Raw genomic sequence first — 24,946 nt, forward strand, 5'->3', positions numbered from 1 at the left:
CCACGGCCTCTGATGGTTTTCCGCAAGGCCGTCGGACCGGATATCCGGGCCTCGGAACCATGCTCGACTAGGTCTTCTTAGTACTGGTCTTCGTATCGCTTGGCGAGGTCTTCGATGTTTTCCGGCGGCCAGTCCTGCACTTCCATACCGAGGTGCAGGCCCATTGCGGCCAGAACTTCCTTGATCTCGTTGAGCGACTTGCGGCCGAAGTTCGGCGTACGCAGCATCTCGGCTTCCGTCTTCTGGATCAGGTCGCCGATGTAAACGATGTTGTCGTTCTTGAGGCAGTTGGCCGAACGGACCGAAAGCTCCAGTTCGTCGACCTTCTTGAGCAGCGCCGGGTTGAAGGCGAGCTCGGTAACGGCCTCGGCTGCAACTTCCTTCTGCGGCTCGTCGAAGTTGACGAACAGTGCAAGCTGGTCCTGCAGGATGCGAGCAGCGAAAGCCACTGCGTCCTCGCCGGTGATCGAACCGTCTGTCTCGATGGTCATGGTCAGCTTGTCGTAGTCCAGAACCTGGCCCTCGCGGGTGTTCTCGACCTTGTACGAAACCTTCTTGACCGGCGAGTAGAGGCTGTCGACCGGGATGAGACCGATCGGAGCGTCTTCAGCGCGGTTGCGTTCGGCCGGCACATAACCCTTGCCGGTGTCGACGGTAAACTCCATGCGGATCTCGGCGCCCTCGTCGAGGGTGCAGATAACGTGGTCCGGGTTCAGGATCTCGACGTCGCCGACCGTCTGGATATCGCCGGCGAGCACGGCACCAGGGCCCTGCTTGCGAACGACCATGCGCTTCGGGCCGTCGCCTTCCATGCGGATGGCGATTTCCTTGATGTTGAGCACGATGTCGGTGACGTCTTCACGAACGCCGCCGATGGAAGAGAACTCATGCAGCACGCCGTCGATCTGCACCGCAGTGACGGCAGCGCCACGAAGCGACGACAAAAGCACGCGACGGAGCGCATTGCCGAGCGTCAGGCCGAAGCCACGCTCAAGCGGCTCGGCGACGAGCGTGGTCTGCGTCTTCTTCTTGGACGAGAACTCGATCTTGTTCGGCTTGATCAGTTCCTGCCAGTTTTTCTGGATCATATTCGCTTCCTTCCGTTAGCCCGACACCATCCAATCGTGACGGGCGACCTGGAAACCGCAAACGAGCGCACAAGGCGCTCGCGCGGGGGTGAAATATTAGACGCGACGCTTCTTGCGCGGGCGGCAACCATTGTGCGGAATCGGCGTCACGTCGCGGATCGACGTGATGGTGAAACCCGCTGCCTGGAGCGCGCGCAGAGCCGACTCACGACCCGAACCCGGACCGCAGACTTCCACTTCCAGCATGCGCATGCCGTGTTCCTGTGCCTTCTTGGCAACGTCTTCAGCAGCCATCTGGGCCGCGAACGGGGTCGACTTGCGCGAACCCTTGAAGCCCTGCGCACCAGCCGAGGACCAGGCAATCGTGTTGCCCTGTGCATCGGAGATGGTGATCATGGTGTTGTTGAAGGTCGAATTGACGTGGGCGACGCCCGACGAGATGTTCTTGCGTTCGCGACGGCGAACGCGTGCGGCTTCCTTAGCCATAGCAGTCCTTTCAGTTGATCTCTTCACCGCCGTAATACCAGCGGCTACACCAGCCTGCGTTTAAGGTGTCAGGCCGAACACCCGCCCAAATAAGGCGAAACCGGCGAGCCGAAACCCGCCGGAGATACGAAATTACTTCTTCTTGCCGGCAATTGCCTTCGCCGGGCCCTTGCGGGTGCGCGCATTGGTATGCGTGCGCTGGCCACGGACCGGAAGCGAACGACGGTGACGCAGGCCGCGGTAGCAGCCGAGGTCCATCAGACGCTTGATGTTGATCGAAACTTCGCGGCGCAGATCGCCTTCGACCTGATAGTCGCGGTCAATCGTCTCGCGGATCGCCAGGACTTCGGCATCGGTCAGCTGGTTGACGCGACGCTCAGCCGGGATACCGACCTTCTCGACGATCTCCTGGGCGAACTTCTTGCCAATCCCGTGAATGTACTGAAGCGAGATCACAACGCGCTTGTTGGTCGGAATATTAACGCCGGCTATACGAGCCATCTTTTCACTCCATTTGGGCCGGACCATGCCGGCGCTTCAAGTTGCCCCGCGTCCGGTGGAGGCCGGCCCTTGCGGGTTTTCCGTTTCAATATGACTTTGCGCCCTTACGGGCAAACAGCATCATGCCTGAATGGAAGACGGGCCGCCATACTCCGGATCGGCCCGTCCGTCAAGTCTGTGTGCGACGATTAGCTGGCGACAGTCGCCAGAACCGCTTCGATCTGTGCCGTCACTTCGTCCATCGGGGCCATGCCGTCGACCTGCTTGAGCAGGTCATTGGCGTAGTAATAGCCGATCAGCGGAGCGGTCTTCTTGTAGTACTCGCGCAGCCGTTCGTCGAAGACCTCGGCATTGTCGTCCTTGCGCACCGGCTGGCCGGCCGCCTTGGCCTCCTCGGCGCGCTTCAGGATACGGCCGACAAGCGCCTTGTCGTCGACAACGAGTTCTACGACCACGTCGAGGAACATGCCGCGTTCGGCCAGCATGTCGGCAACGGCGTCGGCCTGTGCCAGCGTGCGCGGATAACCGTCGAGGATGAAGCCCTGGGCGCAGTCGTCCTGGTCGATCCGTTCGGCGACAATCGCATTGACGATTTCGTCCGAGACCAGTTCGCCGGCGTCCATCACCGCCTTGGCGCGCTTGCCGACTTCCGTTTCCGCCTTGACCGCTGCGCGCAGCATGTCGCCGGTGGAAAGTTGAGGAATGCCGTGCTTGTCGACCAACCTCTGAGCTTGCGTCCCCTTGCCCGCTCCCGGCGGTCCAAGCAATATCAGCCTCATCTTCCCCTCTTACCTCCACGGAGCTTCGACTTCTTGATCAGCCCCTCATACTGATGGGCGATCAGGTGACCCTGAATCTGCGCCACCGTATCAAGGGTTACATTGACCACGATCAGAAGCGAAGTACCACCAAGGTAGAAGGGAACGCCGGTCGCCGAGATCAGGAACTCCGGCAGCAAGCAGATGATGACGAGATAGGCGGCGCCGACCACCGTGACGCGGGTCAGCACGTAGTCGATGTATTCCGCGGTGCGCTCGCCAGGACGATAGCCGGGAATGAAGCCCGAATGCTTCTTCAGCTGATCGGCCGTGTCCTTCGGATTGAAGACGATAGCCGTGTAGAAGAAGGCGAAGAAGATGATCATCGCCGCGTAGAGCGCCATGTAGAGCGGCTGGCCGTGGCCGAGCGCGGCCATGATCGTGCTCACCCAGCCAGGCAGCGTGGCAGTGTTCGAGAAGCCCGCGACGGTCGCCGGCAGCAGCAGAAGCGACGAAGCGAAGATCGGAGGAATGACGCCGGCGGTGTTGAGCTTCAGCGGCAGGTGCGACGTATCGCCTTGGAACATGCGGTTGCCGACCTGGCGCTTCGGATACTGGATCAGAAGGCGGCGCTGGGCACGCTCGAAAAACACGATCACGGCGATGACGACGATCGCCAGGACGATGATCGCGAGAATCAGGCCGGTCGACAGCGCACCTGTGCGGCCGAGTTCCAGAGTGCCACTGATAGCGCTCGGAAGCCCGGCGACGATGCCGGCGAAGATGATCAGCGAGATACCGTTGCCGATGCCGCGGGCGGTGATCTGCTCGCCGAGCCACATCAGGAACATCGTGCCGCCGACGAGCGTGATGACCGTCGAAGCACGGAAGAACATGCCCGGATCCGAGACGATTCCGTTACCGCTCTCAAGCCCGACCGAAATGCCGTAAGCCTGAACAAGCGCCAGAAGCACGGTGCCATAGCGGGTGTACTGATTGATGACCTTGCGGCCCTGCTCACCTTCCTTCTTCAGCGCTTCGAGCGACGGGACGACCGACGTCATGAGCTGCATGATGATGGAAGCGGAGATGTAGGGCATGATGCCGAGTGCAAACAGCGCCATGCGCTCGACTGCACCACCGGCAAACATGTTGAAAATGCCGAGAACGCCGCGGCTCTGCTGGGTGAAAGCCTGCGCGAATGCATCGGGGTTGATGCCGGGGAGCGGAATATAGGTGCCGAGGCGGTAGACCAGCAGCGCGCCGAGGGTGAACCAGATACGTTTCTTGAGATCTTCGGCCTTGGCGAAGGCTGCGAAATTCAGATTGGATGCCAGTTGTTCAGCAGCCGATGCCATTCAGGGTACTCCGCTTGGTCACGCCGCAATGCCGCAGATGGGCGCGGCGCGTATCACCGAAGCCACGAGATAGGCTCCGGACGGCAAACATGCAAGCGGCGGTATCTCTACCGCCGCTTACTTTGCAAAGCCTTTTATTCGGCCGCTGCCACTTCAGGCAGCTTCACCGATCCTCCAGCCTTTTCGATCTTCTCGATCGCAGGCTTGGAAGCGCCGGCGACGTCGAAGGCCACCTTGGTCTTGAGTTCGCCGTCGCTGAGGATGCGGACGCCGTCCTTGACGCGGCGAATCACGCCGGCCTTGACGAGGGCTTCCGCCGTCACGGTCTCTTTCGCATCGAGCTTCTTGGCATCGATCGCGACCTGGATACGGGCCAGCGAAACGGTGTTGTAGCTCTTGGCGAAGATGTTGGTGAAGCCGCGCTTCGGCAGGCGACGATAGAGCGGCATCTGGCCACCCTCGAAGCCGTTGATCGCGACGCCCGAACGGGCCTTCTGACCCTTGACGCCGCGGCCGCCGGTCTTGCCGGAGCCGGAGCCGATGCCGCGGCCAAGGCGCTTCTTGGAGTGCGTCGCGCCGGTGTTGTCACGCAGATCGTTGAGTTTCATGTTCTATCTCCTGCGATCGGCCTACGCCTCGTCCACAACGCGGACGAGGTGCTGGACAGCTGCGATCATGCCGCGCACGGAAGGAGTATCCTCCAGGGTGCGCTTGCGATGCATCTTGTTGAGGCCGAGGCCGACCAGCGTGGCACGCTGCTCCTTCGGCCGGCGGATCGGGCTACCGATCTGCTCGACGGTGATGGTCTTGGTTGCTTTCTTGGCCATGGTCATTGTCCCTGGTCAGCTCGAGCGACTATTCTTCAGCCGCAACGGCGGTGCCGCGGCGGGCCTGAAGGGTCGAGTACTTGATGCCGCGCTGAGCAGCCACATCCTTCGGATGCAACTGGTTCTTCAGCGCATCGAAGGTCGCACGAACCATGTTGTAGGGGTTCGACGAACCCATCGACTTGGCGACGACGTCGTGCATGCCGAGCGTCTCGAAGACAGCGCGCATCGGGCCGCCTGCGATGATGCCGGTACCCTGCTTGGCAGAGCGCAGCAGAACACGGCCAGCGCCCCAACGACCTTCAACGTCGTGGTGCAGCGTACGGCCCGAACGGAGCGGCACAAAGATCATGTCGCGCTTGGCCGATTCGGTTGCCTTGCGGATCGCTTCCGGCACTTCGCGCGCCTTGCCGTGACCAAAGCCAACGCGGCCCTTCTGGTCGCCGACGACGACGAGTGCTGCAAAACCGAAACGCCGGCCGCCCTTGACGACCTTGGCAACGCGGTTGATGTGTACGAGCTTATCGACGAATTCGCTGTCGCGCTCTTCACGGTCACGGCTACGCTCGCGACCGCCTTCCCTACGTTCTTGTGCCATATTCCTATCCTTATTTTTTTCCGGAAGCACGGGGGTTAAAAACCAAATCCGGCGTCTATAGCGTCGCCGGATTTATTGCAACTGGTCAGTGATGCGGCGCAGCGCCACGCGCTACGCCGGTTCCTGCATCAGAAGTTCAGGCCACCTTCGCGGGCAGCTTCGGCAAGCGCCTTGATGCGGCCGTGATAGATATAGGCGCCACGGTCGAAAACGACCTCCTTGACGCCGGCCTTCGAAGCGCGCTCGGCGATCAGCTTGCCAACCGCAGTCGCGGCAGCCGTGTCGGCACCGGTCTTCAGCGTGCCCTTGAGGTCCTTCTCGAGGGTGGAAGCGGCAGCGAGCGTACGGCCATTGGCATCGTCGATGACCTGGACGTAGATGTTCTTCGACGTGCGGTGAACCGACAGGCGCGGACGGCCGTTGGCGACCTTCTTGAGCTGGCGGCGGATGCGCGACGAGCGACGCAGAGTGGTTTCTTTCGAAGCCATAGTAGTGGTTCCTTGCCTTCTGAAACGGGCGCGGCCATCTGCGGTAAGCTGAAACGCTTCCCGCGACCGCGCACCGCGGCGTTGCTATTACTTCTTCTTGCCTTCTTTGCGGACGATCTTCTCGCCTGCATAGCGGACGCCCTTGCCCTTGTAGGGCTCCGGACCACGATATTCGCGGATCTCGGCGGCGACCTGGCCTACCTGCTGCTTGTCGATACCCGTGACGACGATTTCAGTAGGCTTCGGCACCGTGATGGTGATGCCTTCCGGCGTCTGATAAACGACGTCATGGCTGAAGCCAAGGGCCAGCTGCAGGTTCTTGCCCTGGAGTGCGGCACGATAGCCGACGCCGGTGATCTCGAGCTTCTTTTCGAAGCCGTCCTTAACACCGGTCAGGATGTTGACGATCTGGGTCCGCGACATGCCCCACTTGGAGCGGGCGTCCTTCGACTGGTCGCGCGGCTGAACGGCGATCTCGCCTTCTTCCATCTTGACCAGAACTTCGTCGTTGACCACGAACTTCAGCTCACCCTTGGGGCCCTTCGCCGTCACGGTCTGGCCGGTGACGGTCGCGGATACGCCCTGCGGAAGCTGAACGGGTTTCTTGCCAATACGAGACATTGTCTTGTCCTCGCCTTTCTTGTTTCAGCCTACGCAGATCAGAAGATCTGGCAGAGGATTTCCCCGCCGACGTTCTGTTCGCGCGCTTCGTGGTCGGCCATCACGCCCTTCGGGGTCGAAAGGATCGAGATGCCCAGGCCGTTGGCGACCGGCGGAATCGACTTGGACGAGACGTAGACACGGCGGCCCGGCTTGGAGACACGCGCAATTTCGCGGATCACCGGCTGGCCGTCGAAGTACTTCAGCTCGATTTCGATCTCGGACTTGCCGTTTTCGAAGTCGGTCTGGCTGTAGTCGCGGATGTAGCCTTCCGACTTCAGCACGTCGAGAACACGGGCGCGCAGCCTGGACGCAGGCGTCGACACCGTCGACTTCTTGCGGCCATAGGCATTGCGGATACGGGTCAGCATATCGCCGAGAGGATCACTCAAAGACATATCAAATGCTCCTTACCAGCTCGACTTGACCAGGCCCGGGATTGCTCCCGTCGAGCCCAGATCACGAAGCGCGATACGCGACATCTTAAGCTTGCGATAGTAGGCACGCGGACGACCGGTGACTTCGCAGCGATTACGGATACGGATCTTGGCCGAGTTGCGCGGCAGCGCGGCGAGCTTGAGCTGCGCGCGGAAGCGTTCCTCGATCGGCTTGGACTGATCCATGATGACGTCCTTGAGGGCCTTACGCTTGGCAGCGTACTGGTCCACAAGCTTGCGGCGCCGGTTGTTCTTCTCGACTGAGCTGGTCTTTGCCATTTCAGATTTTTCCTTTGCTCGCTGCCGTTACTGCCGGAAGGGGAAGTTGAAAGCCTTGAGCAGAGCCCGGGCTTCGTCGTCCGTCTTGGCGGTCGTGCAAACGATGATGTCCATACCCCACATCTGATCAACCTTGTCGTAGTTGATCTCGGGGAACACGATATGCTCCTTGAGGCCCATAGCGTAATTTCCGCGGCCGTCAAAGCTTTTCGGGTTCAGGCCGCGAAAGTCGCGAACGCGCGGGAGGGCGATGTTCACGAGACGGTCCAAAAACTCGTACATGCGCTCCTGGCGAAGCGTCACCTTGGCACCGATCGGCATCTGCTCACGCACCTTGAAGCCGGCAATCGACTTACGGGCGCGAGTGATGACCGGCTTCTGGCCGGCGATCATCGCCAGGTCCTCGGCGGCAACCGTGGGCTTCTTCGAATCCGCGGTGGCTTCGCCGACACCCATGTTGAGCACGATCTTGTCAATGCGCGGGATCTGCATGACGTTGGCGTACTTGAACTGTTCCTGCATCGCCGTGCGGATGGTCTCCTTGTAGACCGTCTTCAGGCGTGGCTCGATGGTTGCATTAGCCATTGATGACTTCTCCCGAGCGCTTGGCGACACGCACCTTCGTGCCGTCCTTCTGGATCTGGAAACCGACGCGGGTCGGCTTGCCATCCTTGGGGTCGACGAGCGCGAGGTTCGACAGGTGGATCGGCGCTTCCTTGGTGATGATCCCGCCCTCTTGGGTCTGGGACTGCTTCTGGTGGCGGCGGATCATGTTCACGCCGCGGACAAGTGCCTTGTCTTCCTTCGGCTGAACAGACAGCACCTCGCCGGTGCGGCCCTTGTCCTTGCCGGCCAGAACGACAACCTTGTCGCCTTTACGGATCTTCTGCATTGTTCCGGCTCCTTACAGCACTTCGGGCGCGAGCGAGATGATCTTCATGTGGTTCTTGGCGCGGAGTTCGCGCGGAACCGGCCCGAAGATACGCGTGCCGATCGGTTCTTTCTTGTTATCGACAAGAACGGCCGCGTTCTTGTCGAAACGGATCACGCTGCCGTCCGGACGACGGATGTCCTTGGCCGTGCGAACCACGACCGCCTTCATCACGTCACCCTTCTTTACGCGGCCGCGCGGAATGGCTTCCTTGATCGACACCACGATGATGTCGCCAACGGAGGCATACTTCCGCTTCGAGCCGCCCAGCACCTTGATGCACATGACACGACGAGCGCCGGAATTATCCGCGACGTCGAGGTTTGTTTGCATCTGAATCATGACTGGCCGCCTTCTTCTTTTCTAACGGGACGGGCTACCGCCCTCCCCGGCTTGTCCAAAATTCGTTGTTACGCCTGGTCCGAAGTCACGACGACCCAGCGCTTGTCCTTGGAAATCGGCTTCGATTCCTGGATAAGCACAATGTCGCCGACCTTGTGGGCGTTGTTTTCGTCGTGCGCCTTGTAGTTCTTCGACATACGCACGGTCTTCTTCATCACCGGGTGCGTGAAGCGACGCTCGACCTTGACGACGACCGTCTTCTCGTTCTTGTCGCTGACGACGGTACCCTGCAGGATGCGCTTTGGCATGGTTCTCGTCCTTACGCCTTCTTACCGGCCGATTTTTCGGCCGCGATGGTCTTGATGCGCGCAATGTCCTTACGGACCTGCTTCACGCGCGCCGTCTTTTCCAGCTGTCCCGTCGCCTTCTGGAAGCGCAGGTTGAACTGCTCCTTCTTGAGGCTGCCGAGCTCGTCAGTGAGCTGGTCCTGGGTCTTCGTCCTGATGTCCGAGGCTTTCATGATTCAGCCCTTCCTTATTCTGCGATGCGCTGAACGAAACGCGTCCTGACCGAGAGCTTGGCGGCGCCGAGACGGAGCGCTTCACGCGCCACTTCCTCGGAAACACCATCGATCTCGAACATCACGCGGCCCGGCTTGATGCGGCATGCCCAGTAGTCGACGGCGCCCTTGCCCTTACCCATGCGGACTTCGGTCGGCTTCGACGTGACGGGAACGTCCGGAAAAATACGGATCCAGACGCGGCCCTGACGTTTCATTTCGCGGGTGATCGCGCGGCGAGCCGCCTCGATCTCACGCGCGGTGACGCGGTTTGGCTCAAGCGCCTTCAGTCCGAAGCCGCCGAAATCCAGGTTGGTGCCACCCTTCGCGGTACCGTGGATGCGGCCCTTGAACTGCTTACGGAACTTTGTGCGCTTTGGCTGCAGCATCGTTCTAACTCCAAATTCCTATGCGTGTCAGGCGTTTTCGCGACGGCGGCGCTCGGGGCGCTCGCCAGCATGCGAATGATCGCCTTCGGTTGCGCGACGCTCGGAAGCCATCGGATCGTGCTCGAGGATCTCGCCCTTGAACACCCACACCTTGACGCCGCAGATGCCATAGGCGGTCTGTGCCTCGGCCGTGCCGTAGTCGACGTCAGCGCGCAGGGTGTGCAGCGGAACGCGACCTTCGCGGTACCACTCCATACGAGCGATTTCAGCGCCGCCGAGGCGGCCCGAGCAATTGATGCGGATGCCCTCTGCGCCGAGACGCATGGCCGACTGCACCGCGCGCTTCATGGCGCGACGGAAGGCAATGCGGCGCTCGAGCTGCTGCGCGATCGACTGAGCGACCAGCGTAGCGTCGGTCTCGGGCTTGCGAACCTCAACGATGTTGAGGTGCGTCTCGGACTTCGTCATCTCCATCAGCTTCTTGCGAAGCTTTTCGATGTCGGCGCCCTTCTTGCCGATGATCAGGCCCGGACGTGCGGCGTGAATGGTCACGCGGCACTTCTTGTGCGGACGCTCGATCACCACCTTGGAAATCGCGGCCTGCTTCAGCTCGGACTCAAGATACTTGCGGATCTTGATGTCTTCGTGGAGCAGTTGGCCGTACTCGCCGGTGTTTGCGTACCAGCGCGAGTCCCAGGTGCGGTTGATGCCGAGGCGGAGACCAATAGGATTGATTTTCTGGCCCATTATGCGGCCTCCCCTTTCTCTTCGACTTCACGAACGACGATCGTGAGGTGCGAAAACGGCTTCTCGATGCGGCTGGCGCGACCACGGCCACGAGCGTGGAAACGCTTCATGACGATCGACTTGCCAACAAAGGCTTCCGCCACCACCAGCGCGTCGACATCGAGGTCGTGATTGTTTTCCGCGTTAGCGATAGCCGATTCGAGGGTCTTCTTGACCGTACCGGCGATGCGCTTGCGCGAAAATTCCAGATCGGAAAGCGCGGTCGCTACCTTCTTGCCGCGGATCAGCGCGGCAACGAGGTTGAGCTTCTGCGGGCTGACCCGGATCGTGCGGAGGACCGCACGTGCCTCATTGTCAGCAAGCCTGCGCGGAGCTTTGGCCTTGCCCATGTTACTTCCTCTTTGCCTTCTTGTCCGCGCCGTGACCGTAGTAGGTCCTGGTGGGAGCAAACTCACCGAACTTGTGGCCGACCATGTCCTCGTTCACCGAGACCGGGACGTGCTTCTGGCCGTTGTAGACACCGAAGGTGAGGCCGACGAACTGCGGCAAGACAGTGGAGCGACGGCTCCACATCTTGATCACCTCATTGCGACCGCCTTCACGAACCTTCTCTGCCTTCTTGAGCAGATAGCCGTCAATGAACGGGCCTTTCCAGACTGAACGAGTCACTGGCGTTACCTCTTCTTAGCTCTTGCGCTGATGGCGCGAGCGCAGGATGAACTTGTCGGTCGCCTTGTTGGACCGCGTCTTCTTGCCCTTGGTGGGCTTGCCCCACGGCGACACCGGATGGCGTCCGCCCGAGGTGCGGCCTTCACCACCGCCGTGCGGATGGTCGACCGGGTTCATGGTCACGCCGCGGTTGTGCGGACGCTTGCCACGCCAGACCGTGCGGCCTGCCTTGCCGTCGTTGATGTTGCCATGGTCCGGGTTGGACACGGCACCGACGGTGGCGATGCACAGACCGCTGACGACGCGCTGTTCACCCGAGTTGAGGCGAAGGATCGCCATGCCCTGGTCACGACCGACGAGCTGGGCGTAAGCGCCAGCCGAACGAGCGACCTGGCCGCCCTTGCCGGGCTTCAGCTCGATGTTGTGCACGATCGTGCCGACAGGCATCGAAGCAAGCGGCATTGCGTTGCCCGGCTTCACGTCGACCTGCTCACCAGCGATGATCTTGTCGCCGGCCTGCAGACGCTGCGGGGCAATGATGTAGCTCAGCTCGCCGTCGTCATACTTGATCAGCGCGATGAACGCAGTGCGGTTCGGATCGTACTCGAGACGCTCGACCGTGCCGACGACGTCGAACTTGCGACGCTTGAAGTCGATGATGCGGTACGTACGCTTGTGACCGCCGCCGATGAAGCGAGCCGTGATGCGACCGTAGTTGTTGCGGCCGCCCGACTTCGTCAGGCCCTCGGTCAGACCCTTGACGGGCTTGCCCTTGTGGAGGCCCGAGCGGTCGACGATGACCAGCTGGCGGGTGCTCGGCGTTACTGGCTTGAATTTCTTAAGTGCCATTGTCCTGTCCTCGCGGTCTAGCTCAGAGGCCCGTCGCGACGTCGATCGACTGGCCGTCGGCCAGCGTCACTACCGCCTTCTTGACGTCGCTCTGGCGGCCGATCGTGCCGCGGAAGCGCTTCACCTTGCCCTTGCGGACCAGGGTGTTCACAGCAGTCACCTTCACGCCGAACAGCGCTTCGACGGCAGCCTTGATCTCAGGCTTGCTCGCCTTCTTGGCGACGTTGAAGACGACCTGGTTGTATTCAGAAGCCATGGTCGACTTTTCGGTGATCGCCGGGCTGACGATCACGTCATAGTGGCGGAGATCCGTCATTTGAAGCGCTCCTCGAGAGCCTCGACGGCGGCCTTCGAAAGGACCAGCGTGCCGCGGCGCAGAATGTCGTAAACGTTGATGCCCTGGATCGGCAGGACATCGATGTTCGGGATGTTGGTCGCTGCGCGCTTGAAGTTGAGGTCAAGCTCGGCGCCGCCGATCACCAGGGCATTGGTCAGGCCCAGCGACGCGAAATTCGCGATCAGTGCCTTGGTCTTGCCCTCGGCGAGCGTCAGCTCGTCGACGATGATCAGGTTCGATGCCTTGGCCTTGGCCGACAGGGCGTGCTTCAGACCGAGAGCGCGGACCTTCTTGGGAAGGTCGTGCTCGTGGCTGCGGACGACCGGGCCGTGGGCCTTGCCGCCGCCGCGGAACTGCGGAGCGCGTGCCGAATGGTGACGAGCGCGGCCCGTACCCTTCTGCTTGTACATCTTGGCGCCGGTGCGCGCGATTTCCGCGCGACCCTTGGCCTTGTGCGTGCCCTGCTGCTTCTTGGCGAGCTGCCAACGCACGACGCGCTGGAGCACGTCTTCGCGCGGGTCGAGGCCGAAGATCTCTTCCGAGAGCTCAACCTTGCCGGCATCCTTGCCTGCGAGGGTTGTAATCTTGAGGTCCATTATTCCGCTCCCTCGTTGGCCGGAGCCTGTTTGCTGACGGCGCGGATCGCGGCCGGCTTCGGCGCATTCTCGGGCAGCGCGATCTTGGCCGCATCGCGAACCAGGATCCATGCACCCTTCGAGCCCGGAACCGCACCGCGGATCAGGATCAGACCACGGTCGGCGTCGGTCGAGACGACCTCGACGTTCTGGGTGGTGACGCGAACGTCGCCCATGTGGCCGGCCATTTTCTTGCCCTTGAACACCTTGCCCGGGTCCTGGCGCTGGCCAGTCGAACCATGGGTACGGTGCGACACCGAGTTACCGTGGGTAGCGCGGCCGCCACCGAAGTTGTGCCGCTTGATGACGCCCTGGAAACCCTTACCGATCGAGGTGCCCGTCACATCGACCTTCTGGCCGGGGACGAAATGCTCGACGGTGATCTCGGAGCCGACATCGAGCATGTTGTCGGCGGAGACGCGGAATTCGGCGACCTTCGACTTCGGCTCGACGGAGGCGGCAGCGAAATGACCGCGCATCGCCTTCGACGTATTCTTCACCTTGGCGAGGCCGACGCCGAGCTGAACGGCGGTGTAGCCATTCTTCTCCTGCGTGCGCTGCGCCACGACCTGGCAGTTCTCCATGCGGAGAACGGTGACGGGAACGTGCTCGCCAGCGTCATTATAGACGCGGGTCATTCCCACCTTCTGTGCAATTACACCTGAACGCATCGGTTCGTTTTCCTTCAGAGGAGCCGTTTGGATCTGCTCGCGCGGCTCATGTTAGCTCTTAGAGCTTGATTTCGACGTCGACACCTGCGGCGAGGTCGAGCTTCATCAGAGCATCGACGGTCTGCGGGGTCGGATCGACGATGTCCAGCAGACGCTTGTGCGTGCGCATCTCGAACTGCTCGCGGCTCTTCTTGTCGACGTGCGGCGAGCGGTTCACCGTGAACTTCTCGATCCGCGTCGGCAGCGGGATCGGGCCGCGAACGTTGGCGCCGGTGCGCTTTGCGGTCGACACGATCTCGCGGGTCGAAGCGTCGAGAACCCGGTGGTCAAACGCCTTGAGGCGGATGCGGATATTCTGTCCGTTCATGGTCACTTCCTTGTTCTGGCGCGGCGCGGGCGTATTCCCGCCCGCGACAGATCGTTATTCGGATTATTCTTTGATCGAAGCGACGATGCCGGCGCCGACGGTGCGGCCGCCTTCACGGATAGCGAAGCGGAGCTTCTCTTCCATGGCGATCGGCACGATCAGCTCGACGTCAACGGTGATGTTGTCGCCGGGCATGACCATCTCGGTGCCTTCCGGCAGCGACACGATGCCGGTCACGTCGGTCGTGCGGAAATAGAACTGCGGACGGTAGTTGGTGAAGAACGGCGTGTGACGGCCACCCTCTTCCTTGGTCAGGATGTAGGCTTCAGCCACGAACTTCTTGTGCGGCTTGACCGAACCCGGCTTGCACAGCACCTGGCCGCGCTCGACGTCTTCACGGCCAACGCCGCGGATCAGCGCGCCGATGTTGTCGCCGGCCTGGCCCTGGTCGAGCAGCTTGCGGAACATCTCGACGCCGGTAACCGTCGTCTTCGAGGTCGCCTTGATGCCGACGATCTCGACTTCTTCGCCAACCTTGACGATGCCGCGCTCGACGCGACCGGTGACAACCGTGCCGCGGCCCGAGATCGAGAACACGTCTTCGATCGGCATCAGGAACGGACGGTCGATCGGACGCTCAGGCGTCGGGATGTAGGCGTCGACCGCAGCCATCAGCTCGCGGATCGCGTCTTCGCCGATCTTCTTGTCCGAATCGTTGAGGGCAGCAACAGCCGAACCCTTGATCATCGGAATGTCGTCGCCGGGGAACTCGTACTTCGACAGCAGCTCGCGCACTTCGAGCTCGACCAGCTCGAGCAGCTCGGCGTCGTCGACCAGGTCGACCTTGTTGAGGAACACCACCAGGGCCGGAACGCCGACCTGACGGGCGAGCAGGATGTGCTCGCGGGTCTGCGGCATCGGGCCGTCGGCAGCCGAGACGACCAGGATCGCGCCGTCCATCTGGGCAGCACCGGTGATCATGTTCTTGACATAGTCGGCGTGGCCGGGGCAGTCGACGTGAGCGTAGTGGCGGGCCGGCGTCTCGTATTCGACGTGTGCCGTCGAAATGGTGATGCCGCGGGCCTTCTCTTCAGGCGCTGCGTCGATCTGGTCGTAGGCCTTGAACTCGCCGAAATACTTCGTGATCGCCGCCGTCAGCGACGTCTTGCCGTGGTCGACGTGACCAATCGTGCCAATGTTCACATGAGGCTTATTACGCTCGAATTTACCTTTTGCCATGTGAGGTCTCCATTCCTGCTAGCCCGATAAGGGCGTTGAATTAATAAAACGCTGCAATTCCTTGGAATTACGCGTATTTCTTCTGAACTTCCTGAGCGACCGCGGTCGGAACCGGCTCGTAGTGGTCGAACTGCATCGTGTACTGGGCACGGCCCTGCGACATCGAGCGCAAGCTGTCCACGTACTTGAACATGTTGGCCAGCGGAACCATCGCGTTGACGACGACGGCAACACCGCGGCTTTCCTGGCCCTGAATCTGGCCACGACGGCTGTTCAGGTCGCCGATGACGTTGCCGACATAGTCTTCCGGCGTCACGACTTCGACCTTCATGATCGGCTCGAGCAGCTGGACGCCCAGCTTGGGAGCTGCTTCGCGAAGGCAGGCGCGACCGGCGATCTCGAAGGCCAGCACCGAGGAGTCGACGTCGTGGTAGGCACCGTCGATAAGCGTCGCCTTGACGCCGATCATCGGGAAGCCCGCGAACGGACCCGAAGACAGGACGCTGCGGAGACCCTTGTCGACGCCCGGGATGTATTCCTTCGGAACTGCACCGCCGACGATCTTCGATTCGAAGACGAAATCCTCGCCTTCGGGGTTCGGTTCGAACACGATCTTGACGCGAGCGAACTGGCCCGTACCACCCGACTGCTTCTTGTGGGTGTAGTCCTGTTCGTGCGTGCGGCTGATCGTCTCGCGATAGGCAACCTGCGGTGCACCGACGTTGGCCTCGACCTTGAACTCGCGACGCATGCGGTCGACGATGATGTCGAGGTGGAGTTCGCCCATGCCGGCGATGATGGTCTGGCCGGATTCTTCGTCCGACTTGACGCGGAAAGAAGGATCTTCGGCAGCCAGGCGGTTGAGCGCGAGGCCCATCTTTTCCTGGTCGCCCTTGGTCTTCGGCTCGATCGCGATCTGAATGACCGGCTCGGGGAATTCCATGCGCTCGAGAATGACCGGGTGCAGCGGATCGCAGAGCGTGTCGCCGGTGGTCGTTTCCTTGAGGCCGGCCAGAGCGACGATGTCGCCGGCGAAAGCCTCTTCGATGTCAGAGCGCGAGTTCGAGTGCATCTGCAGCATACGGCCGAGACGCTCTTTCTTGCCCTTGACGGTGTTTTCGAGCGAAGCGCCCTTGGTCACCTTGCCCGAATAGATGCGGCAAAAGGTGAGCGAGCCGACGAACGGATCATTCATGATCTTGAAGGCCAGCATCGAGAGCGGCTCTTCGTCCGACGAATGACGCTCCATCTCGCCTTCCGTCTTCGGGTCGATACCCTTGATGGCAGGCACGTCGAGGGGCGACGGGAGGAAGTCACCGACGCCGTCGAGCAGCGGCTGAACGCCCTTGTTCTTGAAGGCCGAGCCGCAGAACATCGGGAAGAACTTGACCGCGATGGTGCCCTTGCGGATCAGCGCGCGCAGTTCGTCGTTCGACGGCATCTTGCCTTCGAGGTAGTTCTCGAGAGCCGTCTCGTCCATTTCGACGGCGGTCTCGATCATCTTGTCACGGAACTCTTCGGCCTTGGCCTGGAGGTCGGCAGGGATCTCGACGATGTCCCAGGCAGCGCCCAGGCTTTCGTCGCGCCAGACCAGCGCCTTCATCTCGATCAGATCGACGACGCCCTTGAAATCGGCTTCAGCGCCGATCGGAAGCTGGACGGCGACGGCCGTCGCACCGAGGCGCGACTTGATCATCTCGTAGGAGCGGTAGAAGTCCGCGCCGATCTTGTCCATCTTGTTGCAGAAGATCATACGCGGGACGTTGTACTTGTCCGCCTGGCGCCACACGGTCTCGGTCTGCGGTTCGACACCGGCGTTGGCATCGAGCAGCGCAATGGCGCCGTCGAGAACGCGCAGCGAACGCTCGACTTCAATGGTGAAGTCGACGTGGCCGGGGGTGTCGATGATGTTGAAGCGACGCTGCTTGCCGTCGCGACCCTTCCAGAAGGTCGTGGTGGCAGCGGACGTGATCGTGATGCCGCGTTCCTGCTCCTGCTCCATCCAATCCATGGTGGCAGCGCCGTCATGGACTTCGCCGATCTTGTGCGACTTGCCCGTGTAGTAAAGGATGCGCTCGGTCGTCGTGGTCTTGCCGGCGTCGATATGCGCCATGATACCGAAATTGCGGTAGTCTTCGATCTTGTATTCGCGGGCCATGGGAGGTGCCTCTCAGTCGTTCGTTCGCGCCGTTACCAGCGGTAGTGCGCGAAGGCGCGGTTGGCTTCCGCCATTTTGTGGGTGTCTTCACGCTTCTTCACGGCGGTGCCGCGGTTATTGGCCGCGTCCATCAGTTCGCCGGAGAGACGATCGACCATGGTGGTCTCGTTGCGGTTGCGGGCGGCAGTGATCAGCCAACGAATGGCGAGTGCCTGGCGACGCTCGGGACGCACATCGACCGGAACCTGGTAGGTGGCACCGCCGACGCGGCGCGAACGCACTTCCACATGCGGCGCGACATTGTCGAGCGCCTGATGGAAGACCGTTACCGGCTCCTGCTTGGTCTTGGCCTGAACCTGGTCGAGCGCACCGTAAACGATCGTTTCAGCGATCGACTTCTTGCCATCATACATGACGGCATTCATGAACTTGGTGACGACCAGATCGCCGAACTTGGGATCCGGGTTGACTTCGCGCTTATCTGCACTGTGACGACGGGACATAGCTCTTGTCTCTCAATCTCGTGGCCACGACGCAAAAGGAAAGGCGTCGAAGCCGGAAAACCTTACTTCGGACGCTTCGCACCGTACTTCGAACGGCGCTGCTTGCGGTTCTTCACGCCCTGCGTGTCGAGCACGCCGCGGATGATGTGATAGCGCACGCCCGGAAGATCCTTCACGCGGCCGCCGCGGATCATGACCACGGAGTGCTCCTGAAGGTTGTGGCCTTCGCCGGGGATGTAGCCGATCACTTCAAAACCATTGGTCAGGCGGATCTTTGCGACCTTACGCAGAGCCGAGTTCGGCTTCTTCGGCGTCGTCGTATAGACGCGCGTGCAAACGCCCCGCTTCTGCGGGTTGGCCTGCATGGCCGGAACCTTGTTGCGCTTCACCGGCGCAATGCGCGGCTTGCGGATCAGCTGGTTGACGGTAGGCATTAAACCCTCTTGTCTCTCAATTCCGTGTCTCAAGCCCGTTCAGGGCGGCTTCAAGCGCAAAATCCATACGCGAATTCGGGCCACAAACCGCGACTTACGGTCTTGCCCGAACAAAGGCAGAGGAAGCGAAACCGCTTCATGCACGCCGGAAATGTCTTCTCGCTCGTAAAAACGAACCCTGTTTGAGGTGAACTCCAGGGCATGTCGCCCCGGAAAAGCCAACCTCACATCGGCTCAGACGACGCGGTATCTACTCGCATGACCGCTGACCGTCAAGCCCGTCCCACCAAAAACCTTAACGAAACCGGGGCTTCGGGGGGCTCAGCGGGCCCAGAGCAACTTTATTGCGCTGCAACATGGGCTATTTGCCGGTTTGTAACGGGCTTTGGCCTGTCGTGCATCAGTTCTTCGTGCGAAAATCGCCAAAACTGGGGCGAATCCCCAACTTGCGAATCTAAAACTAGGGAATCACCGATGAACGACAACGACGAAAAGCCGGTGACCATCATCACGGGCCGAGTCTGGCGCAAAAAGGGCGCGAAGCCCGAAGGCGTGCATATCATGCTGGTCGCGCCCGACGACGATTCCGCCGTGCGCTCCGCACTAGAGGCGTTGGCGAAGGAAGGTTACGCCGAAGCCGAGCTCGACCAGATCGGCGACATGCAGGGCGAGCCCGACGACGAACCGCATATCTCCGCATATCAGGGCGCGCTCGAAGGCGAGGTCTCGATCGTCACCTTCAACGAACCGCTTTGATCGCAGCGCATCCTTCCGGATGCGCCCGGGTCAGTTGACCGGCCCTGCCCCGCCGATATCTGCCATTTCCGGCTCGGCGGGTCTCTGCCCAGTGGCACGGTTGACTAGGACCGTCACGAACCAGAGAACCACCCCGATACCGATCAGGATGCCCGCGATCTTGTATTGAACCAGATCACGCCCGGTCCACGGTCCGGCGAAGAACGCGCAAGCCACCGCGCCCAGGATCGGCAGCGGTGTCGGCGTCCGGAAATGATCGTGCCCGACCCTGTCCTTGCGCAGCACCAGCACGGCAATGTTGACGACGGTGAAGACGCACAGCAGCAGCAATGCCGTGGTTCCACCGAGAGCCGGAACTTCCCCGACAAAGGTAATGAGCGCGAAGGCCAGCAAGGTGGTGAAGCCAATGGCTATGTAAGGCGTGCGGCGCGTCGCATGGACCTTGCCGAGCACCTGCGGCAGGACGTGTTCGCGGCTCATGCCATAGACGAGGCGGCTCGCCATCAGCATGTTGATCAAGGCGCTGTTGGCGACCGCAAACATGGTGATGAAGCCGAATACCTCGACGGGAAAGTTAGGCGCACCGGCCTGAACCACCTTGAGCAGCGGCGTCTCGCCCTCGCCGAGTTGTTCCGGCGGTACCAGGGTGATCGCCGAGATGGAGACCAGCACATAGATCACCCCGGTGATCAGCAGGCCGGTCAGCAGGACCTTTGGGAAGATCCGGGTCGGATCCTTGCATTCCTCGGCCATGTTGACCGAGTCCTCGAAGCCGACCATGGCAAAGAAGGCAAGCGTGGTCGCGGCGATCACCGACCAGAAGGCGCTGCGGTCGGGCGCGGAGTGGAACTGGGTGATGCGGGAGACGTCGCCTTCACCTGCTCCGATCGCCCAGAGGCCGATGACGATGATGATCAACAGGCCGGTGAACTCGACGCATGTCAGCACGACATTGGCTTTGACGCTCTCGCCGACGCCGCGGAAGTTCACGGCGGCGACGATCGCCATGAATGCCAGGCCGATGAGCGTGATGCCGTAGGTACCGGTGAGGCCAAGATCAAAGGCGCCCGACAGGTTGGCGGCAAAGGCGCGCGAGGCCGTCGAGGCTGAGGTGATGCCCGAGCACATCACCGCGAAAGCGACGATGAAGGTGATGAAATGGATGCCGAACGCCTTGTGGGCGTAAAGAGCGGCTCCTGCCGCCTTGGGGTATTTGGTCACCAGTTCGAGATAGCTGAAGGCCGTGATGAGGGCGACGACAAAGGCAACCAGGAACGGCAGCCAGACCACGCCGCCGACCTGCTTGGCCACTTGTCCGGTCAGGGCGTAAATGCCAGTGCCCAGGATATCGCCGACAATGAAGAGAAGAAGCAGCCAAGGGCCCATGACCCGATGGAGACTTGGCTCGACCGATACCGCCTGTCCTGTCGCGTTGCCTTGGACGTCGGTCATCGGGCACTCCTCTCAGGGCTGATGGCACTGTGAGGACGAGGCTATTTTCGTGGGCTCGGGATGTCAAACGCCCTGAATATATGAGCTTAACGTCGCGGAGCACACCTGCCCCGGGCGCAGGCTCCGTGGGGCCGGCGTCGAAGCGCCGCGGCAATGAAAAAGGGGGCCGAAGCCCCCTTTCCTATTCATATCGGACGGCGCTCTTACTGAGCGGCGTTGACCATGTCGGTCAGGATCGGCTCGGCGACTTCCACGCCCGAAAGCTTGCGGCGTTCGTCGAGGATCAGTTCGTCGCGCGAGGTGGCGATGCGCCGGATCTGGCTCATCATGCCGCCCGTGCCGGCCGGGATGAGACGGCCGACGATGACGTTTTCCTTGAGACCCTGCAGCATGTCGGTCTTGCCGGCGACCGCAGCTTCCGTCAGCACCCTGGTCGTCTCCTGGAAGGAGGCGGCCGAGATGAAGGACGGCGTCTGCAGCGATGCCTTGGTGATACCGAGCAGAACCGGCTGACCTTCGGCAGGCTTCTTGCCCTCCTCGATCAGACGATCGTTGACCTCGTCGAACTCGATGACGTCGACATGATCGCCCGGGATGTAGATCGAGTCGCCCTGTACGGTGATCTCGACCTTCTGCAGCATCTGACGGACGATGACCTCGATGTGCTTGTCGTTGATCGACACGCCCTGCAACCGGTAGACTTCCTGGATTTCATTGACGAGGTAGGAAGCAAGCGCTTCCACGCCCTTGATCGCCAGGATGTCGTGCGGCGCCGGATTGCCGTCGAGGATGTAGTCGCCCTTCTCGATGGCGTCGCCGTCCTGGAGATGGAACGGCTTGCCCTTCGGGATCAGGTATTCGACCGGCTCAAGCGTCGAGTCATGCGGCTCAATGATGATGCGGCGCTTGTTCTTGTAGTCGCGGCCGAAGCGGACCGTACCATCGATCTCGGCGATGATGGCGTGATCCTTCGGACGGCGGGCTTCGAAGAGTTCGGCAACACGCGGCAGACCGCCGGTGATGTCCTTGGTCTTCGCGCTTTCCATCGGGATACGCGCCAGCACGTCGCCAGGGCGAACCTGCGCACCCGGCTCGACCGAAAGAATGGCCTCGACCGAGAGCAGGAAGCGGGCGTCGCCGCCCTTCGACAGCTTGCCGACCTTGCCCTTGGAGTCCTGAACGACCATCGCGGGCTTCAGATCGTTGCCACGCGGGGTCGAACGCCAATCGATGACCTCACGCTTGGTGATGCCGGTCGACTCGTCGGCCGTTTCCTGAACGGAAATGCCGTCGACCAGATCTTCGAAGGCCACGCGGCCTTCGATTTCGGTGAGGATCGGACGGGTGTAGGGATCCCACTCTGCAACACGCTGGCCGCGCTTCACCTTGTCGCCATCGTCCACGAAGATACGCGAACCATAGGTGACGCGGTGCGTCGCACGCTCCTTGCCGGCCTCATCGAGGATCAGGATCGCCATGTTGCGGCCCATCACGACGAGGTTGCCGTCAGAGTTGCGGACGACGTTGCGGTTGCGGATCTCGACCTTGCCTTCATACGAAGCTTCGAGGAACGAGCTGTCGACCACCTGCGCGGTACCGCCCATGTGGAAGGTACGCATGGTGAGCTGCGTGCCAGGCTCGCCGATCGACTGTGCGGCGATGACACCGACAGCTTCACCCTGGTTGACAGGAGTACCGCGTGCCAGGTCGCGACCGTAGCAGACCGCGCAGACGCCGACCTTGACTTCGCAGGTCAGTGCCGAACGGATGCGGACCGACTGCACGCCAGCCTTCTCGATCACCTCGATGTCGCGTTCGTCCATCAGCGTTCCGCCCTTGACCAGCAGATCGCCGGTGACCGGGTGGTTGATGTCGTCGAGCGAAGTACGGCCGAGGATACGCAGACCGAGCGAAGCGACCACCTGACCGGCATCGACGATCGGCTGCATGGTGAGGCCCTTGTCGGTGCCGCAATCAACCGAGTTGACGATGCAGTCCTGCGCCACGTCAACGAGACGACGGGTCAGGTAGCCGGAGTTAGCCGTCTTCAGAGCGGTATCCGCGAGACCCTTGCGGGCGCCGTGGGTCGAGTTGAAGTATTCAAGAACGGTCAGGCCTTCCTTGAAGTTCGAGATGATCGGCGTCTCGATGATTTCACCCGACGGCTTGGCCATCAGGCCGCGCATGCCGGCCAGCTGACGCATCTGGGTGGGCGAACCACGCGCACCGGAGTGCGACATCATGTAGATGGAGTTCATCGGCTTCTGACGGCCGTTGTCCTCGAACTCCACCGCCTTGATGCGGGCCATCATTTCGTCGGCGACCTTTTCCGAGCACTTGGCCCAGGCGTCGACGACCTTGTTGTACTTCTCGCCCTGGGTGATCAGGCCGTCGTTGTACTGCTGCTCATATTCCTTGGCGAGCGCTTCGGTCTGTTCGACTAGGCCGTGCTTCGTGTCAGGGATGAGCATGTCGTCCTTGCCGAACGAGATGCCGGCGCGGCAGGCGTGAGCGAAGCCGAGAGCCATGATGCGATCGCAGAAGATGACCGTCTCTTTCTGACCGCAGTGGCGGTAGACGGTATCGATCATCTTGGAGATGTTCTTCTTGGTCATCTCCTGGTTTGCGGTCTCGTACGGCACGTTGACGTTCTTCGGCAGAAGTTCGCCAATGATCATGCGCCCCGGGGTCGTGTCGTGGATCTTGGACACGACATTGCCTTCGGCGTCGACAGTGCGGAAGCGACCCTTGATCTTGGCGTGCAGGGTGACTGCCTTGGTCTCAAGCGCGTGCTGGAGTTCGCCCATGTCGGCAAACGCCATGCCCTCGCCCGGCTCGTTCTGGTTGACGATCGAAAGATAGTAGAGACCGAGAACCATGTCCTGCGACGGCACGATGATCGGCGCGCCGGAAGCCGGGTGCAGGATGTTGTTGGTCGACATCATCAGCACGCGTGCTTCGAGCTGAGCCTCGAGCGACAGCGGAACGTGGACAGCCATCTGGTCGCCGTCGAAGTCGGCGTTGAAGGCCGTGCAGACGAGCGGATGCAGCTGGATGGCCTTGCCTTCGATCAGAGTGGGTTCGAAGGCCTGGATGCCCAAGCGGTGCAGCGTCGGCGCGCGGTTGAGCAGAACCGGATGCTCGCGGATGACCTCGTCGAGGATATCCCAGACTTCCGGCTTTTCCTTCTCGACCAGCTTCTTGGCCTGCTTGACGGTCGAGGAATAACCCTTGGCGTCGAGGCGGGCGTAGATGAACGGCTTGAACAGTTCGAGCGCCATCTTCTTCGGCAGGCCGCACTGGTGCAGCTTCAGTTCCGGACCGGTCACGATGACCGAACGGCCGGAATAGTCGACGCGCTTGCCGAGCAGGTTCTGGCGGAAGCGACCCTGCTTGCCCTTGAGCATGTCGGACAGCGACTTCAGCGGGCGCTTGTTGGCACCGGTGATGACGCGACCGCGGCGGCCGTTGTCGAACAGTGCGTCGACAGCCTCCTGCAGCATGCGCTTTTCATTGCGGATGATGATGCCAGGCGCACGCAGTTCGATCAGCCGCTTCAAGCGGTTGTTGCGGTTGATCACGCGGCGATAGAGATCGTTCAGGTCGGAAGTCGCAAAGCGGCCGCCATCCAGCGGGACCAGCGGGCGCAGGTCCGGCGGGATCACCGGCACGACCTTCATGATCATCCACTCGGGACGGTTGCCCGATTCCATGAAGTTCTCAACGACCTTGAGGCGCTTGAGGTACTTCTTCTGCTTGAGTTCCGACGTCGTCGTGGCGAGTTCGGAACGCAGATCGCCCGCGATCTTCTCCAGGTCCATGCTGGCGAGCAGGTCGTGGATGGCCTCGGCGCCGATCATGGCGGTGAAGCTGTCCTCGCCATACTCGTCAACCGCAAGCATGTACTCTTCCTCGCTCAGGAGCTGGTGCTCCTTGAGCGCGGTCAGGCCAGGCTCGGTAACGATGTAGTTCTCGAAATACAGGACGCGCTCGATATCCTTGAGCGTCATGTCGAGCAGCGTGCCGATGCGGCTCGGCAGCGACTTCAGGAACCAGATGTGGGCGACGGGCGCTGCGAGCTCGATGTGGCCCATGCGCTCGCGACGAACGCGCGACAGCGTGACTTCCACGCCGCACTTTTCGCAGATGACGCCCTTGTACTTCATGCGCTTGTACTTGCCGCACAAGCATTCGTAGTCCTTGATCGGGCCGAAGATGCGCGCGCAGAACAGGCCGTCGCGCTCCGGCTTGAAGGTACGATAGTTGATCGTCTCCGGCTTCTTGATCTCGCCGAACGACCAGGACAGAATCTTCTCAGGGCTGGCGAGCGAAATCCGGATGGAATCGAACACCTGCGCAGGCGCCTGAGGGTTGAAGAGATTCATGACCTCTTGGTTCATGCCGTTCTCCTTTTCGGGGCCCTCGAAA

The 24,946-nt window shown here is 61.4% G+C and carries 33 protein-coding genes; 1 reads left to right on the plus strand and 32 read right to left on the minus strand.

The window, feature by feature from the left end:
* Positions 1-77: 77 nt before the first annotated feature.
* The 30 genes from GGQ99_RS05540 to rpsL all read right to left on the minus strand — a co-directional run bounded on the left by GGQ99_RS05540 (position 78) and on the right by rpsL (position 18,310).
* Positions 78-1,088 (minus strand): DNA-directed RNA polymerase subunit alpha, encoded by a 1,011-nt coding sequence (locus GGQ99_RS05540; protein WP_108608173.1) that lies wholly within the window; start codon positions 1,086-1,088, stop codon positions 78-80.
* Positions 1,089-1,184: 96 nt separating this feature from the next.
* Complete coding sequence (gene rpsK / locus GGQ99_RS05545) at positions 1,185-1,574, minus strand: 30S ribosomal protein S11 (RefSeq protein ID WP_108608174.1); 390 nt, start codon at positions 1,572-1,574, stop codon at positions 1,185-1,187.
* Between the two features lie 132 nt (positions 1,575-1,706).
* Positions 1,707-2,075, minus strand: a complete 369-nt coding sequence (gene rpsM / locus GGQ99_RS05550) for a 30S ribosomal protein S13 (RefSeq protein WP_108608175.1) — start codon at positions 2,073-2,075, stop codon at positions 1,707-1,709.
* A 188-nt stretch (positions 2,076-2,263) separates the two neighbouring features.
* Positions 2,264-2,854 carry an adenylate kinase gene (locus tag GGQ99_RS05555; RefSeq protein ID WP_108608176.1) on the minus strand — a complete coding sequence of 197 codons (591 nt, stop codon included), beginning with the start codon at positions 2,852-2,854 and terminating at the stop codon, positions 2,264-2,266.
* The gene (secY, locus tag GGQ99_RS05560) at positions 2,851-4,191 is read right to left on the minus strand and encodes a preprotein translocase subunit SecY (protein WP_108608177.1); all 1,341 of its coding nucleotides are present in this window, start codon (positions 4,189-4,191) and stop codon (positions 2,851-2,853) included. The genes GGQ99_RS05555 and secY overlap by 4 nt, the downstream gene beginning before the upstream one ends.
* 134 nt (positions 4,192-4,325) lie before the next feature.
* Positions 4,326-4,799 (minus strand): 50S ribosomal protein L15, encoded by a 474-nt coding sequence (gene rplO / locus GGQ99_RS05565; protein WP_108608178.1) that lies wholly within the window; start codon positions 4,797-4,799, stop codon positions 4,326-4,328.
* Between the two features lie 21 nt (positions 4,800-4,820).
* Positions 4,821-5,018, minus strand: coding sequence for a 50S ribosomal protein L30 (gene rpmD / locus GGQ99_RS05570; RefSeq protein WP_067961904.1), 198 nt, complete (start codon positions 5,016-5,018; stop codon positions 4,821-4,823).
* A gap of 28 nt (positions 5,019-5,046) precedes the next feature.
* Entirely contained in the window at positions 5,047-5,616 is a 570-nt protein-coding gene (rpsE, locus tag GGQ99_RS05575) for a 30S ribosomal protein S5 (protein ID WP_108608179.1), read from the minus strand.
* Positions 5,617-5,744: 128 nt separating this feature from the next.
* Positions 5,745-6,104 (minus strand): 50S ribosomal protein L18, encoded by a 360-nt coding sequence (gene rplR / locus GGQ99_RS05580; protein ID WP_183261251.1) that lies wholly within the window; start codon positions 6,102-6,104, stop codon positions 5,745-5,747.
* A gap of 87 nt (positions 6,105-6,191) precedes the next feature.
* Positions 6,192-6,725: a 50S ribosomal protein L6 gene (rplF, locus tag GGQ99_RS05585; RefSeq protein ID WP_108608181.1), complete on the minus strand. Its 534-nt coding sequence runs from the start codon at positions 6,723-6,725 to the stop codon at positions 6,192-6,194.
* A gap of 38 nt (positions 6,726-6,763) precedes the next feature.
* Complete coding sequence (gene rpsH, locus GGQ99_RS05590; RefSeq protein WP_055976439.1) at positions 6,764-7,162, minus strand: 30S ribosomal protein S8; 399 nt, start codon at positions 7,160-7,162, stop codon at positions 6,764-6,766.
* Between the two features lie 12 nt (positions 7,163-7,174).
* The gene (gene rpsN, locus GGQ99_RS05595) at positions 7,175-7,480 is read right to left on the minus strand and encodes a 30S ribosomal protein S14 (protein ID WP_055976436.1); all 306 of its coding nucleotides are present in this window, start codon (positions 7,478-7,480) and stop codon (positions 7,175-7,177) included.
* Positions 7,481-7,507: 27 nt separating this feature from the next.
* Complete coding sequence (gene rplE, locus GGQ99_RS05600; RefSeq protein WP_108608182.1) at positions 7,508-8,065, minus strand: 50S ribosomal protein L5; 558 nt, start codon at positions 8,063-8,065, stop codon at positions 7,508-7,510.
* The gene (gene rplX, locus GGQ99_RS05605) at positions 8,058-8,372 is read right to left on the minus strand and encodes a 50S ribosomal protein L24 (protein WP_108608183.1); all 315 of its coding nucleotides are present in this window, start codon (positions 8,370-8,372) and stop codon (positions 8,058-8,060) included. The genes rplE and rplX overlap by 8 nt, the downstream gene beginning before the upstream one ends.
* Before the next feature lie 12 nt (positions 8,373-8,384).
* Positions 8,385-8,753 (minus strand): 50S ribosomal protein L14, encoded by a 369-nt coding sequence (rplN, locus tag GGQ99_RS05610; protein ID WP_006205457.1) that lies wholly within the window; start codon positions 8,751-8,753, stop codon positions 8,385-8,387.
* A 68-nt stretch (positions 8,754-8,821) separates the two neighbouring features.
* Positions 8,822-9,061: a 30S ribosomal protein S17 gene (gene rpsQ / locus GGQ99_RS05615; RefSeq protein ID WP_108608184.1), complete on the minus strand. Its 240-nt coding sequence runs from the start codon at positions 9,059-9,061 to the stop codon at positions 8,822-8,824.
* Positions 9,062-9,072: 11 nt separating this feature from the next.
* Positions 9,073-9,273, minus strand: coding sequence for a 50S ribosomal protein L29 (gene rpmC / locus GGQ99_RS05620; RefSeq protein ID WP_108608185.1), 201 nt, complete (start codon positions 9,271-9,273; stop codon positions 9,073-9,075).
* A gap of 14 nt (positions 9,274-9,287) precedes the next feature.
* Positions 9,288-9,701, minus strand: a complete 414-nt coding sequence (gene rplP, locus GGQ99_RS05625; protein WP_055976423.1) for a 50S ribosomal protein L16 — start codon at positions 9,699-9,701, stop codon at positions 9,288-9,290.
* A 27-nt stretch (positions 9,702-9,728) separates the two neighbouring features.
* Complete coding sequence (gene rpsC, locus GGQ99_RS05630; protein ID WP_108608186.1) at positions 9,729-10,448, minus strand: 30S ribosomal protein S3; 720 nt, start codon at positions 10,446-10,448, stop codon at positions 9,729-9,731.
* Entirely contained in the window at positions 10,448-10,837 is a 390-nt protein-coding gene (gene rplV, locus GGQ99_RS05635) for a 50S ribosomal protein L22 (RefSeq protein WP_055976417.1), read from the minus strand. Before rplV ends, rpsC begins: the two co-directional genes overlap by 1 nt.
* A gap of 1 nt (position 10,838) precedes the next feature.
* Positions 10,839-11,117 (minus strand): 30S ribosomal protein S19, encoded by a 279-nt coding sequence (rpsS, locus tag GGQ99_RS05640; protein ID WP_055976414.1) that lies wholly within the window; start codon positions 11,115-11,117, stop codon positions 10,839-10,841.
* 15 nt (positions 11,118-11,132) lie between these two features.
* Entirely contained in the window at positions 11,133-11,966 is an 834-nt protein-coding gene (gene rplB / locus GGQ99_RS05645; RefSeq protein WP_108608187.1) for a 50S ribosomal protein L2, read from the minus strand.
* A 22-nt stretch (positions 11,967-11,988) separates the two neighbouring features.
* Positions 11,989-12,282, minus strand: a complete 294-nt coding sequence (locus GGQ99_RS05650; RefSeq protein WP_108608188.1) for a 50S ribosomal protein L23 — start codon at positions 12,280-12,282, stop codon at positions 11,989-11,991.
* A complete protein-coding gene (rplD, locus tag GGQ99_RS05655; protein ID WP_108608189.1) occupies positions 12,279-12,899 on the minus strand; it encodes a 50S ribosomal protein L4 in 621 nt (206 codons plus the stop codon). The genes GGQ99_RS05650 and rplD overlap by 4 nt, the downstream gene beginning before the upstream one ends.
* Entirely contained in the window at positions 12,899-13,609 is a 711-nt protein-coding gene (gene rplC, locus GGQ99_RS05660; RefSeq protein ID WP_108608190.1) for a 50S ribosomal protein L3, read from the minus strand. The genes rplD and rplC overlap by 1 nt, the downstream gene beginning before the upstream one ends.
* A gap of 58 nt (positions 13,610-13,667) precedes the next feature.
* Positions 13,668-13,976: a 30S ribosomal protein S10 gene (gene rpsJ, locus GGQ99_RS05665; RefSeq protein ID WP_006205468.1), complete on the minus strand. Its 309-nt coding sequence runs from the start codon at positions 13,974-13,976 to the stop codon at positions 13,668-13,670.
* A gap of 63 nt (positions 13,977-14,039) precedes the next feature.
* The gene (tuf, locus tag GGQ99_RS05670) at positions 14,040-15,215 is read right to left on the minus strand and encodes an elongation factor Tu (protein ID WP_108608191.1); all 1,176 of its coding nucleotides are present in this window, start codon (positions 15,213-15,215) and stop codon (positions 14,040-14,042) included.
* Between the two features lie 67 nt (positions 15,216-15,282).
* A complete protein-coding gene (gene fusA / locus GGQ99_RS05675; protein ID WP_183261253.1) occupies positions 15,283-17,373 on the minus strand; it encodes an elongation factor G in 2,091 nt (696 codons plus the stop codon).
* 32 nt (positions 17,374-17,405) lie between these two features.
* Positions 17,406-17,876, minus strand: a complete 471-nt coding sequence (rpsG, locus tag GGQ99_RS05680) for a 30S ribosomal protein S7 (protein WP_055973800.1) — start codon at positions 17,874-17,876, stop codon at positions 17,406-17,408.
* A gap of 62 nt (positions 17,877-17,938) precedes the next feature.
* Entirely contained in the window at positions 17,939-18,310 is a 372-nt protein-coding gene (gene rpsL, locus GGQ99_RS05685; RefSeq protein WP_008837709.1) for a 30S ribosomal protein S12, read from the minus strand.
* 474 nt (positions 18,311-18,784) lie between these two features.
* Between rpsL and GGQ99_RS05690 the strand changes: the two genes are divergently transcribed.
* Positions 18,785-19,066 (plus strand): transcriptional regulator, encoded by a 282-nt coding sequence (locus GGQ99_RS05690; protein ID WP_108608193.1) that lies wholly within the window; start codon positions 18,785-18,787, stop codon positions 19,064-19,066.
* 30 nt (positions 19,067-19,096) lie between these two features.
* Here the strand turns inward: GGQ99_RS05690 and GGQ99_RS05695 are convergent, their stop codons facing one another.
* Positions 19,097-20,518, minus strand: a complete 1,422-nt coding sequence (locus GGQ99_RS05695) for an APC family permease (protein ID WP_183261255.1) — start codon at positions 20,516-20,518, stop codon at positions 19,097-19,099.
* 203 nt (positions 20,519-20,721) lie between these two features.
* Complete coding sequence (gene rpoC / locus GGQ99_RS05700; RefSeq protein ID WP_108608195.1) at positions 20,722-24,918, minus strand: DNA-directed RNA polymerase subunit beta'; 4,197 nt, start codon at positions 24,916-24,918, stop codon at positions 20,722-20,724.
* Between the last annotated feature and the right edge of the window lie 28 nt (positions 24,919-24,946).

It is taken from the genome of Aminobacter niigataensis (genome assembly GCF_014200015.1).
In the GTDB taxonomy this organism is placed as follows: domain Bacteria; phylum Pseudomonadota; class Alphaproteobacteria; order Rhizobiales; family Rhizobiaceae; genus Aminobacter; species Aminobacter niigataensis.